This is a genomic window from Helicobacter sp. 23-1046 (assembly GCF_053654635.1).
In genome coordinates this window covers 80,550-94,972 of the sequence record NZ_JBSIUS010000004.1, presented here as the reverse complement: position 1 = coordinate 94,972, position 14,423 = coordinate 80,550, and the positions used below count along the sequence as shown (strand labels likewise).

Sequence of the window (14,423 nt, the reverse complement as noted above, 5' to 3'; positions counted from 1 at the left end):
GTATAAAATGATTGATAAATGTTTATTTCCAGCTGCTGGCTATGGGACACGCTTTTTGCCCGCGACAAAGGCAATGCCAAAAGAAATGCTTCCTGTGCTCACGAAACCGCTTATCCAATATGGCGTAGAAGAAGCCCTAGAAGCAGGTTGCCACACAATGGCAATCGTTACAGGACGAGGGAAAAGAGCCATAGAAGACCATTTTGACATAAATTATGAATTAGAGCACCAGATTCAAGGCACGGATAAAGAGGACTTGCTCAAAGACATTCGCCGATTGACTAATCTTTGTAATTTCTCCTACACACGCCAAAACGAAATGAAAGGGTTGGGGCACGCGATTTTGACAGGTGAGGTGCTTATCGGGCAAGAGCCTTTTGCGGTGATTTTGGCTGATGACCTATGTGTAAATAAAGGCTCTCAGGGAATCTTAGCCCAAATGGTAGAATTGTATAAAACCTATCGTTGCTCTATTGTGGCGATTGAGGAGGTGGATTCCAAAGAAGTGGATAAATATGGAATTGTGGCTGGTGAAATGATTGAAGATGGCGTGTATCGCGTAAATAATATGGTGGAGAAACCAAATCCACAAAACGCACCGAGCAATCTAGCAATCATCGGTCGCTACATTTTAACGCCTGATATTTTTGATATTTTGCGTGTAACCAAACCGGGCAAAAAAGGTGAGATTCAAATCACTGACGCGCTTTTAGAGCAAGCAAAACAAGGCAGAGTGCTCGCATACAAATTCAAAGGCTCAAGATATGATTGTGGCTCAATTAGTGGATATGTAGAAGCGACCATAAACTTATTTAAAGACTTTAAGGGGTAGGGTTGGGCAGAGACAATGTTTGATTTAATTTTTTATGTGTTTTGTTGGGTGGTGATGCTCTCTTTGGCGTTGCCCCTCATATTTGCTGGGATTTTAAGCGTAGCGGTATCAAAGCAAAGCGATGAAGCCCCACAACAACAAGGAAATGATTTGGCTGCATTGCTTGCATTAGTAACCGCCAATAAAGAAAACAAAGAAGCCCTTACACAAAACTACGAGACTTTCAAATATAAATTTAACAAATGTGATGGGAAAGACAAAGACACTTGGATTGAGATTATCCACGAATTTTGTGTAAATCCGCTCCTTATGGAGACAAACGAAGTAGCAAACTTCCGTGATAAACTCGAAGATGATAACCCTGAAATAAAAGAAGAAATCCGCAAAAAAATCGGCGAAGCCCTGCAACAACGCGAAAAAAAATAGGAGAAAGGTATGGATTATCTAAAAATCACGCAATCACTCAATTTAAATGGTTCTGTGCGCATTTCTGGGGCGAAAAATGCCGCACTTCCACTCCTTGCGCTTACTCTGCTAAGTGATAAACCTGCTAAAATAAGCAACCTCCCTGATGTCGCTGATGTCAAAACTTTTGTCAAGCTCTTAGAGCACTTGGGTGCGAATGTAGAAGTCTTAGATTCTCATAGCATAACGCTTGAGTGCGCTAACATTATCCACACCAAAGCAATTTATGACATTGTGCGCAAAATGCGTGCATCTATTTTGGTGCTAGGACCTTTGCTTAGCCGATTTCACAAATGCCAAGTAAGCTTGCCCGGTGGGTGCGCTATCGGTGCGCGTCCTGTGGATTTACACTTAAGGGCGTTAGAAAAAATGGGCGCAGAGATTCACATAGCTGGAGGTTACATTGTCGCTACCGCGCCAAAGGGCTTGAAAGGTGCGGATATTGTCTTTGATAAAATCACCGTAACGGGTTGTGAAAATATCATTATGGCAGCAGCACTTGCGCGGGGTAAGACACGCATTATAAACGCAGCAAAAGAGCCAGAAGTAGTGCAGTTGTGCGAGATTCTCAATGCTAATGGCATTACAATCAAAGGTATCGGGGAAAGCGAGATAGAAATCTATGGAAGTGATGGCGAGTTACCAGAGTTTAAGCCCTTTGCAGTAATCCCTGATAGAATCGAGGCGGGCACTTATCTTTGCGCAGGAGCGATTACAAACTCTACAATCAGCCTTGAGGGTGTAAATACCGCTCATTTGGGTGCAGTTATGGATAAACTTGGAGAAATTGGCTTTAACTTCGAGCAATCGCCCTATGAAAGTGATTGCGCGCTGTGTAATCTCCAAATCCTGCCAACCAAAAAATACAAGCCCTTTGAACTCACAACCACTGAATTTCCCGGATTCCCCACTGATATGCAGGCACAATTTATGGCTCTAGCCACACAATGTAATGGTGTGAGTAAAATTGAGGAGCGATTGTTTGAAAATCGCTTTATGCACGCCAGCGAGCTAGTGCGACTTGGCGCAGATATTAAACTCAAAGGCAATGTGGCTAAAGTGCGCGGAGGGAGAGAACTTTTAGGTGCGAGCGTGATGGCTACGGATTTGCGTGCGAGCTCAGCTCTTGTGCTCGCTGCCCTTGTGGCAAAAGGAGAGAGCGAAGTGCATAGAATCTACCACCTTGACAGAGGGTATGAAAACTTAGAGAGCAAGCTAAAACAACTCGGCGTGCAGATTGAGCGACTAAAGCGCGACTAAGCCTACTCAAAAAAGAGCAATTTCACGCACATCGCCACACACACGATGACTACTAATGGCTTGATAATGCTAATTCCATAGCGCAGGGCAAGCTTCGCGCCGATATTTGCACCCACAAACTGCCCCACAGCCATAGCTACACCCACCGCAAACAAAATATGCCCAAATGCCAAAAATACAAGCACGGAAGCGAGATTGGTAGCGAAATTATACAGCTTTGCTTGCGCGAGCGCGTCTTTTATCCCAAAGCCTCCTAACGAGATTAGAGCGAGCATAAGAAACGAGCCTGTGCCCGGACCAAAAAACCCATCATAAAAGCCTATGCCACCGATGATAAAGGCTAGAGCGATTTTGCCAACACGCGCATTTATAGAATCTTTGTGCGATTCTTGCTTGATTTTGGGCGAAAAGAGAAAATAGAGCGCGAAAAAGAGGAGTAAAAACGGAATGATTTTACGCAAAAAATCCGCGCTCACCACCTGCAAAAGCAATGTCCCACACAGCGAAAATACAAAGGCAAAAAGCGCGAATAACGCGCATTTTTTCACATCTAAATGCCCCTTTTTATAAAAATGCAATGCCGCGCTAAAACTCCCAAAAACCGCTTGGAATTTGTTTGTCCCTAGTGCTTCGTGTGGAGGGATTCCCACCATATATAACGCGGGGATTGTTATCATTCCCCCGCCACCCGCGATACTATCCACAAACCCCGCGACAAGCGCGACTAACGCGAGCAAAATAAGTGTGCTAATGCTTATGTCAAAATCCATTTTTGTCCTTTTAAGAGAATCTATTCACTATTGTAGCAATTTTTGGCGTTTGATTTGTATTGAGATTCTGTTGTGGTGTTTTGAAATTGCAAAATTTTGGGGCAAATCCACCTTAATCACACAAAATAAGCAATCACACGCTTTTTATTTAATTTGGTGTGAGTTTTACACTGCCCTTACACAAATAATATAGACATTTTTCAATATGAATTTAGAATCTCGCACAAAGTCTAACTGATAAAACCAGTGGACTTTTAACATCAAATTAAGGAGATTTCAATGAATAGGCGAGATTTTATGAAGAATTCGGCTTTGGGATTAGGGTATGTGAGCTTTTTTGCACCCTCTTTTATGAGTGCTACAAGCACGGAAAATGTGCACTTGCTTGGATTTAAAGGCATTGCTTCAAGCACGGAGGATACTATCAAAGTGCCAAAAGGCTATGAGGCAAAGCCTCTTATAAGCTGGGGCGATAAACTTTTTGCAAAGGCAAATGCGTTTGATGAGCGCAAGATTATCGATAAAAAGGCGATTGTCAATGCGAATCTAGCCTTTGGCGACAACACCGATGGAATGGCATATTTTGCTTTGAGTGAAAATCGCGCGATTTTGGCGGTGAATAACGAATACATTAACCCTGAGATAATGTTTAACCACAAGGGCAAAGATATAAATCTAAGCGATGTCAAATATATGCAAAACTCGCTTGGAGTGAGCATTTTTGAGATTGCAAAAGATGAGAGCGGATATTATCAGGTGGTGTTGGATTCAAAATACAATCGCCGAATCACGGCGCACACAGCGATGAAAGTAAGTGGCTATGCCAAAGGCTCACCACTGCTTCAAATAAGCGCGGATAAAAAAGCCACAACCATAAAAGGCACACTCAATAACTGCGCAAATGGGCAAACGCCGTGGGGGACTTATCTCACTTGCGAGGAAAATTTCGATGATTTCTTTGGGTGCAGTGATAAAAACTTCGCATTCACAGAGGCACAAAAACGCTACGGGCTAATAGGGAAAAATCGCTATGGATTCGCGCTTGATTCACGCTTTGATATTGCCAAAACACCAAATGAACCCAATCGCTTTGGCTATGTGGTAGAAATCGACCCATACAACGCAAACTCTACGCCCATAAAACGCACTTCTTTGGGGCGATTTAAACACGAAAATGCGGAAATTGTCATTAGCAAAGAGGGCAAGGTTGTCGTGTATATGGGTGATGATGAGGCAAATGAATTTTTATATAAATTTGTCTCTAAAAATGTTTATGACACAAACGATAAAAGCGCAAATAAAGATATTTTAGATGAGGGGACTTTGTATGTCGCTAAATTCCATAATAATGGGCATAATTTAGAGGGCGAAGGCGAGTGGATTGCGCTTGTTTTTGGCAAAAATGGATTAGATAAACGCAATGGCTTTTCTAGCCAAGCTGATATTTGTGTGCATACGCGAATCGCTGCAAGTATCGTAGGTGCGACAAAAATGGATAGACCTGAGTGGATAGCAGCCGATAACAAAGGACAATACATCTATGCCACGATGACAAACAACACCAAGCGCAAGGAAACTCACAGCGCGAATCCACGCGCTAATAATATCTATGGGCAAATCATTCGTTTTAGAGAAAATGATGATAACCACGCGGGAAGCAAATTTCGCTGGAATATCTTTGCCCTAGCTGGGAATCCACTCGTATATAAAAAGGGCGATTTACGCGCTGGCACAAGTAATATCACCAAAGACAATCTTTTTAATAGTCCTGATGGGTTGAAGTTTGATAGATTTGGGAGGCTGTGGATTGAGACAGACGGCAAATACTCCAATAAAGACGAATACAAGGGTATGGGAAATAATCAAATGCTTTGTGCTAATCCAAACACGGGCGAGATACGGCGATTTCTAACCGCGCCCATAGCCTGTGAGGTAACGGGTATCGCATTTTCACCTGATAATGAAGTAATGTTTGTGGGGATTCAGCACCCCGGAGAATTTCTCGCACCAAGTCATTATCCAAATGGCGGTGAATCTACGCCACAAAGCACGATAATCCAAATCAAAAAAAGCAATGGTGGCGTGGTGGGGAGCTAAATCCACACTCACCACCTACAAAAGCAGTGTCCTACACAGCAAAAACACAAAGATAAAAAGCGCGAATAACGCGCATTTAGCCAAATCCAATGTCCATTTATAAAAATGCAAGGTCGCACTATTGTAGCGATTTTTGGCGTTTGATTTGTATTTAGATTCTTCCTCGTTATGGCTTTTTTACAATTTTTAGTGTTTTTTACTTTTTGGTAGAGTTTTTTAAGGAGAATTTAAGGGGGGGGGGGTAGATAGAATGCTTTGGTTTTTTGTTTTTTGACTTTAGATTCTTAGAATCTTAGGAAATAAAAACAAAGCAAATCTACCTAAAAGGAGAAAGAATGAAATACAGAAAGATTTTGGCAGGTTTTGCCATAATTGCAGGTGTGGCTTTTAGCGGATGCAGTGGTATACCTGATTGTGATGATAGCGATGTGAAAAACTTATTGACACAAATCGCAAAAGACAATCATTGGGTTTCAAAGGACTCGAAACTCAGATATGATGCTTTTATAACACAATTTAAGGACAAAGACACCAAGCAAATCAGTTGTAAGGCAAGAGTAACAATCAATGGTTTAAAAACTAGCTATGTTACTTATACCGCTCAATATACAGATGATGGACAGCTTTATGTTGAAGCGATGAGAGATTGATTAAAGATTGAGGCGGAGTTTTAACTCTTAACACTTTTGGGATTTGAAAATCCCTAAAAAAACAAAGGATACACAATGGATACAAACTCGATTATGATGATGTTGCAGGACAAACTGCCAAAGGACATTCAAAGCCAACAACTCTTGCGCGACAAACTTGATAAACTAAATGACACGCAAAGAGATGAGTTAGTGCAAAAGCTTCCACTACTAAATCTAAAAAATCCTGTAGTGGGGCTTGTTCTTGGATTATTCTTGGGGGGCGCGGGTGCTGATAGGTTTTACAAGGGCAACATAGGATTAGGTGTAGTAAAACTTTTTACTCTTGGCGGACTCGGCATTTGGACAATTATAGACTTATTTATTGTCCATAAAGGAATCAGAAAGGACAATTTTGAAAAAGTTTTCCTCAACATCTAGCCACAATGTTATTCATCTCATAAAGAAAACTGATGAGTATGGCAGAATCTATGCACTAAAAACAACACAAAAAAACAGATAAAAATACTTTGTTTGCGCATCAAACCAAACATTGCTTTAATGTCCTTTGGCAAAATTGCTACTCCAAAATCTTTTTGGAGTGTTTTGGTATAAATGGACTTTATAAAGACATAGGACTAGGCGTGGTAAAACTTCTATTTTGTTGGCTGACTTTAGGGATATGGTGGCTGGTGGATTTATTCTTAGTGTGTCAAGGGATAAAAAATCACAATATCGCTAAAATCGCTCAAGCCATAGCATTTGCTAAAAAGAAATGAGCTTTTTGTATCGCTATCCCAGCGTTTTTACAAAATTTTACCAAAATTTGCGCTAAATTCTTGTATTGTTAATTTTTTCCGCTTACAATTTTGCCTTTTAATCTCAAAATAAAGGATTGTGTTATGAATATATTTGACGCGATAGGCATTTTGTTGGGGAAGTTTCTACCTTGTATGAAAATTTCTTTTAATTTTAGTAATCTCTCTTTAAAAAGAAGTGAGATTCTCTCACATAGGGTAAAGTTGTTAAGTTTGCTGGGCGTAGCATTGTGTGCAGGCGTGATAAGCGCAAAAAGTATCGACAAAGAAAGCATCAAAGTGGGCTTTAGTGCGTATAAAACGCAGAACAAAGTCGCTGTAAATGGCACATTTAGCGATGTGGCGTTTAAATTTGGCAAAAAGAATGAGAGCATTGCTAGCACGCTTAATAACGCACAAGCGACCATTGACCCAAGCAACATTAGCACAGGAGAGAATCTGCAAGATAAAAACATTAAAGAGTTTTTTATCAAAAAGTGGGCAAAGCCAGAAATCAAAGTAACGCTTAAAAATATCATTGAGGGCAACAATGTAGGGACAATCCTCGCAAATGTGCGAATGAATGGCAAGACACAAAAAGTCCCAATGCAATACACCATCAAAAATGGAATCTTAAGGGCAAATGGTGTGCTTGATTTAAGCGAATTTAAGCTCGATGAGGCACGAGAAAATCTCATCAAAAACACTTCTGATGCTATCGAGGGGCTCATTTGGAGTGAAGTGCAAATTGGCTTTGAAGCAAAGGTAGTGGATTAGACCCTTTGTTGTCTTTGTTGCGTTGCTTTTACGCATAGAGGATTACAGCTTTACGCGTTAGATTCTGCGTTTTGAGCGGCTTTTTGAGCGGCTCGAAGCGTGGTATTGTAGAGCGTATCCTCGCCTTGCAAGTGGTTAAGCCACGCCACTTGTTTAAGCACTTCTGAAACCGCACGGAATAAATCTGGATGCACAAAATCATTGATTTCTACCATTGCATACAATGCGCGTGCTAGCGGAGGATTCTCGATAATTCTCACGCCTGATTCTCTAGCTAGAGCTTTAATGCGTATCGCAAGCTCATCAATGCCCTTTGCCACCACTCTTGGAGGGAGATTCATATCCACATACTCATCGGTATAAGTAATAGCCACCGCGTAATGCGTGGGGTTGGTAATCACCACGCTTGCTTTTGGCACTTCTTGCATCATTCTGGTGCGTGCGATTTTTTGTTGCATTTGGCGAATGCGCGAGCGCACTTCTGGATTCCCCTCGTATTGTTTGGTTTCATCTTTGAGCTCCTTTAGGCTCATTCGCAAGGATTTCATATACTGAAACCGCTTAATCATAAAGTCCGCTACCGCCATCACGGCAAAAATCACTAGCAAGATTCCAATGAGGATTAACGCCTTATCACGAAACCACAGAATCTGGTCATACAATCTAAAGCGCGACACCGTTGGTAAATCCCCAAAAAACCCCAAAAACACTACAAAGCCTACAATAAAGGCAATAAACACCTTAAGTGTTATCATAAAGCCATCAAGTGCCTTTTTTAGCGAAAAGAGATTCTTCGCGCCCGTAACGGGGTTAATTTTAGAAAGTTTTGGCTCAATGGGTTTCGTGCTTAGCAAAAATCCAAACTGCCCGACATTTGCCAGCACACCCATAACCACAAGCCCCAAAAATATGGGCAAAATCATCTTTAACATTTCTAATCCAAGTGTCGCGCTTAGCAAAAGGAGCTCTTGGGAGCTAAACTCAGGCAGAGAAAAAAGCGAGGCGGTATAAGCAAAAATATTGCGACAACCCTCCACCCAATATGGAAGCATAAAAAACAACAACGCCAACCCAACAAGCATCACAAAAAACCCGACTAACTCTATGCTTTTACCGACATTGCCCTCTTGCTTGGCTCGTCTTAGTTTGTGTTGGGAGGCTGGGAGCGTTTTTTCATCATCAGCTGCCATTGTGCAATCCTTTCACCTCTCCCCATTCCTTTGGGGGATTTTTAATCTTTATAAACCCTCAACGACTTCTTGTAACACACCATAGCTTAACTGCAAGAAAACAGGCGCAAACTCATTGATGTTGCTAATTGGTGCTTCTTTGGTAATATTAAGGCTTTTTTCTACGCTAAGCGTTTTGGAATCCACCACTTCACAATCAAGCGCGATATGCGCAAAATTGCTATTTCCTCGCTTAATGATAAGCAATCTTGCAATGTGGATTTTGAGAATCTTTTGGATTTTTGCCCCACCAAATGGCTGTCTAATGGCATTGAGCCCTTTGGCATTCATTAGGCTTAAAAGCGTAGTTGAGAGCATTTCTTTTGGTTTGGTAGCCCATTGTGTGTTAGACAATGGCTTGCTTCGCAATGTAGATTCATCAAGGCGAAAAATATCCGTGCTATCATAGGGCTGAGCCGCGCTAAACATCACTCCATAAACCTTTTGAGATTTTTTGTTTGTGCTCTTTTGTGTGTCTAAGGTGGTTTGAGCGGATATATCATAGAGGTGTAATTCGCCTAATTTCGTGCTACAAGAGCTAAACAACACTACTAAGAGGCAAACAAGCAGGGTATGTTTCATTTTCTAATCCTTTGTTTCTTTTCTCTTGCCAAAAATGCTATCATAGGGGCTCTGCTCGATTTTATCCACCAAGCGCGTAGCTTTGGCAAAGAAATTATCCATTTCAAGCAACGAGCTCTCTAATTGCAACATTGTGGGGCTAATAATCGCACGCAAATCGTATTGTCCGTCTTTGAAGTTATTATCCACTCTATGCGTGATAGAATCTAGCCTATGCGTAGCTTGGGCAATGTCTTTAGAGATTTTTGAGAGATTGGCGAGGATTTCATTAAGGTTTTTTAAGTTGTCCTCGTTTGTGAGATTTGTCATCAAATCTGCAGTCCTATCGCCTATATTCTCTACTTTTTGAAGCAATATATCAAACCCGCCTTTTTGGAGCTCTAGCACTTTGGTGGTATTGGGCTTGGTGCTTTGTCCTTGATGAAGTGCGAGGTAGTTCGCCCCAGCAAGCCCACCAGAACCAACACTAAGATAAGAATCTTCTCTCACCTCTAATTCTGCATCTAAAATGAGCGAGATTCTCACTAGTCCCATTTTATAATCCTCAAAACGCACATCGCTCACCCTGCCAACGCCTATGCCCTTAAACTTTACGGGAGTATTCACGCCGATATTAGAAACTTCATCTTGAGTGTAAATGTAGTAGGTGTTGTCAGCATTTGAGTTAAAGTCAAACCGCCCAAGCCATAGCACAAAAAACACAAGCCCTATCACAATGGCAAAAAACACAACACCAATGCTGATATAGCGCACATTTCGTTCCATCACATCTCCAAACATATAAAATATACATTTCTAGCGACAATTTTAGCAAAACTTTCACAATTTCTCTAAGGTCAAACAATAGAATCAATCATAAGTGGGTATTTTATGGAGAAACAGCAAGTTAGCTTATGGCGTGCTCGGAGGGATTCAAACCCCCGACCTACAGGACCGCAACCTGTTGCTCTATTCAGCTGAGCTACGAGCACAAAGAATCTAGCGTTTCTAAAAAACGATGAAAATTTTAGAAAGCCAAATGCGCATTGTATCTAATATTGCATAAATTTTAGTTGAATTTTAGTTGATTTTAGCTACAATCTCTCTTTGCTTTATGCAAAATATTTTATAAAAGAAAGAGGGTGATAGTATGCCGGGTATGAAAGTGCGCGAGGGCGAAAGCTTCGATGAGGCGTATAGACGCTTTAAAAAGCAAACCGATAGGAATCTTGTCGTTACAGAAGCGAGGGCGAGGCGATTTTTTGAGCCAAAGACTGAGTTGCGTAAAAAGCAAAACATTAACGCCAAGAAAAAACTTCTCAAGCGTCTGTATATGCTAAGACGCTATGAATCTAAACTCTAAGCATAATCCCCTGCTTAAGCGGGGGTTGCTTATCTCCTTAATGAAACCTTAGATATTTTAAATAAAATTTACAATACAAAGGATAGCGATGAATCTCCTTGATATTGAAATGATACGACAAGCAAGGGAAAGGCTACAAGGCATTATCACATACAACCCACTTGCCTTTGCGCCACGACTAAGCAAACTTACAAATACACAAGTCTTCTTAAAAAAAGAGAATCTCCAGCTCACAGGGGCGTTTAAGATTCGCGGGGCGTTTAACAAACTCGCCAGCCTTAAAAGTGCAGATGAGTGCAATGGCACAAATGTTTTGCAACAGGGCGTTATTTGCGCCTCTGCGGGCAACCACGCGCAAGGCGTAGCATACAGCGCACAGCACTTTGGCGTGCGCTCTGTAATCGTAATGCCCGAAGCCACGCCATTGCTTAAAGTAAGCGGGACAAAGGCTATGGGTGCTGAAGTCGTGCTCGCGGGGAATAATTATGACGAAGCATACGAGCAAGCCCTCCAAATCGCCAAAAAACAGAATCTACACTTTATCCACCCATTTGCAGATAGCGATGTCATCGCGGGGCAAGGGACTATCGCCCTTGAAATGATTGAAGAACAAGAGCTTGATTATGTTTTTGTGCCTATTGGTGGCGGGGGCTTGGTGAGTGGCATTGCAAGCGTGTATAAGACACTTAGCCCAAAGACAAAAATCATCGGCGTGCAATCAAAAGGCGCAAATGCGATGACAAAGAGCTTTTTGCAAAAGCAGATTCAAAACGCTAAATCCGTGCGCACTATCGCAGATGGTATCGCTGTGCGCGATGTGGATAAGGAAGTCTTTGAGTGCGTATTACAGGGAGTGAGCGATATTGTGGAGGTCGATGAAGAGGAGATTGCTAGTGCGATTTTATTTTTATTAGAGAATCAAAAGCTCGTGGTCGAGGGAGCGGGTGCAGCAAGCGTGGCAGCAATAATGCACAAAAAAATCCCGCTTGATTCTACTATGCGTGTGGGTGCGGTGCTAAGCGGGGGGAATATCGATGTAACAATGCTTAATATGATAATTGAAAAGGGCTTGTTTAAATCTCACCGCAAGATGAAAATCGAAGTGGTGCTCATCGATAAGCCCGGCTCTATGCAAAAATTAAGCGATATACTCTCTCACTCTGGCGCAAATATCGTGCAAATCACTTATGATAGGACGCCAAGCAACTTAGAATACGGTGATGTGCTCATCAGTATGGGATTAGAAATCAAAGGCTTAGAGCACAAGCAAGATATACTCACAAACCTCAAAAACGAGGGTTATGAGTTTAACGAGATTGTTTAGCTATAATTCTATGACAAAACGAGAATCTAAAAATCATATTTGACCGTAATCCAATAGTTTCTGCTTGGCAAGATTCTTTGATATTGATTGGTATAGCCTCCATTTGCTACACCAGCAGTGGAGGTATAGAGAATAGGACTATAAAAGTTCGTATCAAATAAATTGTTAATTGCAAATGTTGCGCTTAGCCCTTTATAAATTTTATAACTTAACGCCAAATCGAGGATTTGATAATCTTTGTAATATCTGCCTATTGTGTTGCGCGCATCTGTGCTGGTTGGAGAAGAAACATTAGAAGTCGGTGTGAGATATTTCCCGCTCCAGCGCACATACATATCAAAATCCCCATAAGCATATCGTGGTGTAATGGTAAAATTATGGCGTGGGATATTATTTACAGGTCCTCCCACGAGATAGGCATTAGCCGCTGTGGTAGATTCAAGCACTTCACTATAAGTAAGTCCATAATTTACATCAAGTGAGAATCCACCCACAGGTTTTAGCTTTACGCCTAACTCCGCGCCTGCCAAGAGGGATTTAGAAACATTTTGATAATAATTGCATTGAGACACAGGACACGCATCTCCTGTAACCGAATATGAGGCGATTTGGTCGCGAAAGTCTGTGTAATACCCTGTCGCAATGCCTAGCACATACTCTGTATCTAAAACTACACTAAATTCATAATTCCAGCTTTTTTCAGGTTGGAGGTTTTGATTCCCATAGGTATAAATTGTATTTGCACCGCTTGTAGATTCTGTATAGCCCTCATAGAGGTAGCTTAGTTGAGGCACAAGCACGCCACTTGTTACACCAGCCTTAAAAGTAAGCCAAGTCGTGGGATTGACATTGATATACAAACGCGGGTTTGGAATCGCGCTAAATATGTCGCTATAATTATAGCGGAAGCCTAAAGTCGTGCTGATATAATCATTGATGACATATTCGCCCTCTGCGAACAATGCCACTTGATTCATCGCACGATTAGAGCGCGAAGCGGGATTGGTGTTATACACCTTTAGTTGCTCCCACATATAATACACTCCACCGCTAAAAACAAGATTCCCAAATTTGTCAAAATCAAAAATATTATTATAAGTGCTTTGGAAAATGGCATCTTTATTGTCTCTACCATTCCCCTCATTGCCCCAATTTACTTTATCGCCCTTTGTGCCACCAATGGGGACATTTGCGTGTCCGCCCCAAAGCGTTTGGCTATATTGCACATAGCTCTCTAGCTTCCCCCAATCATAATCTGCAGTATGACTTAGCACATTGTTAATCTTATAAAAATCTCTAATCGCCGTTATAGAATTGCCCGAAGTGTTAAGCGAACCCGTGCGAGCGAAATACACTTCAGAATCGAGGTAAATATAATTATTGAGATTGGGCGTGTAGTTTGCTCTCAATCCTGCATTCCAATTTGTAAAACCCGTAGAACTCCAACTCGCATAGGGATTATTTAATGCAGCTCCACTTTGCCCTTGCAATCCCGCAGGTTTATAAAAGCTATTTTGCTCGCCATATTTATACCCGCCACGCACATTGAGTGAGAGTATATCTTTGATTAAAGGCACATTGACATAGCCATTTGTCCCATAAATATGCCCAAAGGTTTCGTGGTGTTCGGCGAGTTTGCTATCCACTTGCACGCCCGCACTTAACTCGCTGGTATGCTTTTTAGTGATAATGTTTATCACGCCACCCATTGCATCTGAGCCATACATCGTGCTAGCAGGACCACGGATAACTTCGATTCTCTCTATCATACTTGCAGGGGGCATAAAGCTCGAAAATGTCCCAGCCCAACCATTAGCATCAAATCCGCGTGCGACATTTTGGCGTTTGCCATCGATGAGGATAAGCGTATAGCTCGTGCCAAGCCCGCGCATTTTGATTTCATTGCCACCGACTTTTGTCGCCTCGACATAGACGCCGGGCACATCTTGCACCGCATCGCCAATATCACGGATTGGGCGAGTCATAATCTCCTCTTTAGGGATAATGGCAATGCTCGCGGGCGTGTTTTTGATGTCTTGCTCATAGCCACTTGCTGTAACTGTCGAGCGTTCTAATCGCACAGATTCTTCGGTTTGGGTAGATTTTTTTGTTTTTGAGGATTGTTTGGTATCGGTGTTTGGCAAATCACCTTGCGATGTGCTCTCATCAGCCAAACATAGGGTTAAGGACAATGCGCCTATAAGCAATATGACTTTTTTGATTAGGGGGGGGGGTATGTAACATTTCTGCTCCTTGTTGTTTTGTTTCATTATCAAGTCAATAATAAGAATGACTTGTAAAAGTGCAGAAATATAGCTT

The 14,423-nt window shown here is 41.7% G+C and carries 15 protein-coding genes and 1 tRNA gene; 10 read left to right on the top strand and 6 right to left on the bottom strand.

Features of this window, described 5'->3' with window-relative positions; genetic code table 11:
- Nucleotides 1-7 precede the first annotated feature (7 nt).
- The 3 genes from galU to murA are packed head-to-tail and all read left to right on the top strand — an operon-like array spanning nt 8 to nt 2,557.
- Nucleotides 8-832, top strand: a complete 825-nt coding sequence (galU, locus tag ACWIUJ_RS08915; RefSeq protein WP_454150124.1) for a UTP--glucose-1-phosphate uridylyltransferase GalU — start codon at nt 8-10, stop codon at nt 830-832.
- A 15-nt stretch (nt 833-847) separates the two neighbouring features.
- Complete coding sequence (locus ACWIUJ_RS08910) at nt 848-1,258, top strand: hypothetical protein (RefSeq protein WP_454170364.1); 411 nt, start codon at nt 848-850, stop codon at nt 1,256-1,258.
- A 9-nt stretch (nt 1,259-1,267) separates the two neighbouring features.
- Nucleotides 1,268-2,557, top strand: a complete 1,290-nt coding sequence (gene murA / locus ACWIUJ_RS08905; RefSeq protein ID WP_454170362.1) for a UDP-N-acetylglucosamine 1-carboxyvinyltransferase — start codon at nt 1,268-1,270, stop codon at nt 2,555-2,557.
- A 2-nt stretch (nt 2,558-2,559) separates the two neighbouring features.
- Here murA and ACWIUJ_RS08900 read toward each other — a convergent pair whose 3' ends face one another.
- On the bottom strand, nt 2,560-3,327 hold the full coding sequence (locus ACWIUJ_RS08900; RefSeq protein WP_454170361.1) for a TSUP family transporter: 768 nt from the start codon (nt 3,325-3,327) through the stop codon (nt 2,560-2,562).
- 279 nt (nt 3,328-3,606) lie between these two features.
- Here ACWIUJ_RS08900 and ACWIUJ_RS08895 point away from each other — a divergent pair, with 279 nt between their 5' ends.
- The 5 genes from ACWIUJ_RS08895 (at nt 3,607) to ACWIUJ_RS08875 (ending at nt 7,627) form a co-directional block, all read left to right on the top strand.
- Nucleotides 3,607-5,424 (top strand): PhoX family protein, encoded by a 1,818-nt coding sequence (locus ACWIUJ_RS08895; protein WP_454170360.1) that lies wholly within the window; start codon nt 3,607-3,609, stop codon nt 5,422-5,424.
- A 335-nt stretch (nt 5,425-5,759) separates the two neighbouring features.
- Nucleotides 5,760-6,074, top strand: a complete 315-nt coding sequence (locus ACWIUJ_RS08890) for a hypothetical protein (protein WP_454170358.1) — start codon at nt 5,760-5,762, stop codon at nt 6,072-6,074.
- A 75-nt stretch (nt 6,075-6,149) separates the two neighbouring features.
- Nucleotides 6,150-6,494 carry a TM2 domain-containing protein gene (locus ACWIUJ_RS08885; protein WP_454150135.1) on the top strand — a complete coding sequence of 115 codons (345 nt, stop codon included), beginning with the start codon at nt 6,150-6,152 and terminating at the stop codon, nt 6,492-6,494.
- Nucleotides 6,495-6,583: 89 nt separating this feature from the next.
- Nucleotides 6,584-6,832, top strand: a complete 249-nt coding sequence (locus ACWIUJ_RS08880) for a hypothetical protein (protein ID WP_454150137.1) — start codon at nt 6,584-6,586, stop codon at nt 6,830-6,832.
- A gap of 123 nt (nt 6,833-6,955) precedes the next feature.
- The gene (locus ACWIUJ_RS08875; RefSeq protein WP_454170356.1) at nt 6,956-7,627 is read left to right on the top strand and encodes a YceI family protein; all 672 of its coding nucleotides are present in this window, start codon (nt 6,956-6,958) and stop codon (nt 7,625-7,627) included.
- Between the two features lie 50 nt (nt 7,628-7,677).
- Here ACWIUJ_RS08875 and flhB read toward each other — a convergent pair whose 3' ends face one another.
- The 4 genes from flhB to ACWIUJ_RS08855 form a co-directional block, all read right to left on the bottom strand.
- Nucleotides 7,678-8,817, bottom strand: coding sequence for a flagellar biosynthesis protein FlhB (gene flhB / locus ACWIUJ_RS08870; RefSeq protein ID WP_454150141.1), 1,140 nt, complete (start codon nt 8,815-8,817; stop codon nt 7,678-7,680).
- A 48-nt stretch (nt 8,818-8,865) separates the two neighbouring features.
- Nucleotides 8,866-9,438 (bottom strand): hypothetical protein, encoded by a 573-nt coding sequence (locus ACWIUJ_RS08865; protein ID WP_454170354.1) that lies wholly within the window; start codon nt 9,436-9,438, stop codon nt 8,866-8,868.
- A 3-nt stretch (nt 9,439-9,441) separates the two neighbouring features.
- The gene (locus ACWIUJ_RS08860; protein WP_454170352.1) at nt 9,442-10,203 is read right to left on the bottom strand and encodes an MlaD family protein; all 762 of its coding nucleotides are present in this window, start codon (nt 10,201-10,203) and stop codon (nt 9,442-9,444) included.
- A gap of 129 nt (nt 10,204-10,332) precedes the next feature.
- Nucleotides 10,333-10,409: transfer RNA gene (locus tag ACWIUJ_RS08855), tRNA-Arg, on the bottom strand.
- A 158-nt stretch (nt 10,410-10,567) separates the two neighbouring features.
- On the opposite strand from ACWIUJ_RS08855, the gene rpsU reads away from it, so the two are divergent.
- Both rpsU and ilvA read left to right on the top strand, forming a co-directional pair.
- Nucleotides 10,568-10,780, top strand: coding sequence for a 30S ribosomal protein S21 (rpsU, locus tag ACWIUJ_RS08850; protein WP_454150147.1), 213 nt, complete (start codon nt 10,568-10,570; stop codon nt 10,778-10,780).
- Between the two features lie 88 nt (nt 10,781-10,868).
- A complete protein-coding gene (gene ilvA / locus ACWIUJ_RS08845; RefSeq protein ID WP_454170350.1) occupies nt 10,869-12,104 on the top strand; it encodes a threonine ammonia-lyase in 1,236 nt (411 codons plus the stop codon).
- Nucleotides 12,105-12,130: 26 nt separating this feature from the next.
- Here the strand turns inward: ilvA and ACWIUJ_RS08840 are convergent, their stop codons facing one another.
- Nucleotides 12,131-14,374 carry a TonB-dependent receptor domain-containing protein gene (locus ACWIUJ_RS08840; RefSeq protein ID WP_454170348.1) on the bottom strand — a complete coding sequence of 748 codons (2,244 nt, stop codon included), beginning with the start codon at nt 14,372-14,374 and terminating at the stop codon, nt 12,131-12,133.
- Nucleotides 14,375-14,423 lie beyond the last annotated feature (49 nt).

Coding starts and splice junctions, on each gene's coding strand:
- ACWIUJ_RS08895 (WP_454170360.1), top strand. CDS start 3,607: ATGAATAGGCGAGATTTTATGAAGAATTCGGCTTTGGGATTAGGGTAT.
- flhB (WP_454150141.1), bottom strand. CDS start 8,817: ATGGCAGCTGATGATGAAAAAACGCTCCCAGCCTCCCAACACAAACTA.
- murA (WP_454170362.1), top strand. CDS start 1,268: ATGGATTATCTAAAAATCACGCAATCACTCAATTTAAATGGTTCTGTG.
- ACWIUJ_RS08865 (WP_454170354.1), bottom strand. CDS start 9,438: ATGAAACATACCCTGCTTGTTTGCCTCTTAGTAGTGTTGTTTAGCTCT.
- ACWIUJ_RS08910 (WP_454170364.1), top strand. CDS start 848: ATGTTTGATTTAATTTTTTATGTGTTTTGTTGGGTGGTGATGCTCTCT.
- galU (WP_454150124.1), top strand. CDS start 8: ATGATTGATAAATGTTTATTTCCAGCTGCTGGCTATGGGACACGCTTT.
- ACWIUJ_RS08840 (WP_454170348.1), bottom strand. CDS start 14,374: ATGAAACAAAACAACAAGGAGCAGAAATGTTACATACCCCCCCCCCTA.
- ilvA (WP_454170350.1), top strand. CDS start 10,869: ATGAATCTCCTTGATATTGAAATGATACGACAAGCAAGGGAAAGGCTA.
- rpsU (WP_454150147.1), top strand. CDS start 10,568: ATGCCGGGTATGAAAGTGCGCGAGGGCGAAAGCTTCGATGAGGCGTAT.
- ACWIUJ_RS08875 (WP_454170356.1), top strand. CDS start 6,956: ATGAATATATTTGACGCGATAGGCATTTTGTTGGGGAAGTTTCTACCT.
- ACWIUJ_RS08885 (WP_454150135.1), top strand. CDS start 6,150: ATGGATACAAACTCGATTATGATGATGTTGCAGGACAAACTGCCAAAG.
- ACWIUJ_RS08900 (WP_454170361.1), bottom strand. CDS start 3,327: ATGGATTTTGACATAAGCATTAGCACACTTATTTTGCTCGCGTTAGTC.
- ACWIUJ_RS08890 (WP_454170358.1), top strand. CDS start 5,760: ATGAAATACAGAAAGATTTTGGCAGGTTTTGCCATAATTGCAGGTGTG.
- ACWIUJ_RS08860 (WP_454170352.1), bottom strand. CDS start 10,203: ATGGAACGAAATGTGCGCTATATCAGCATTGGTGTTGTGTTTTTTGCC.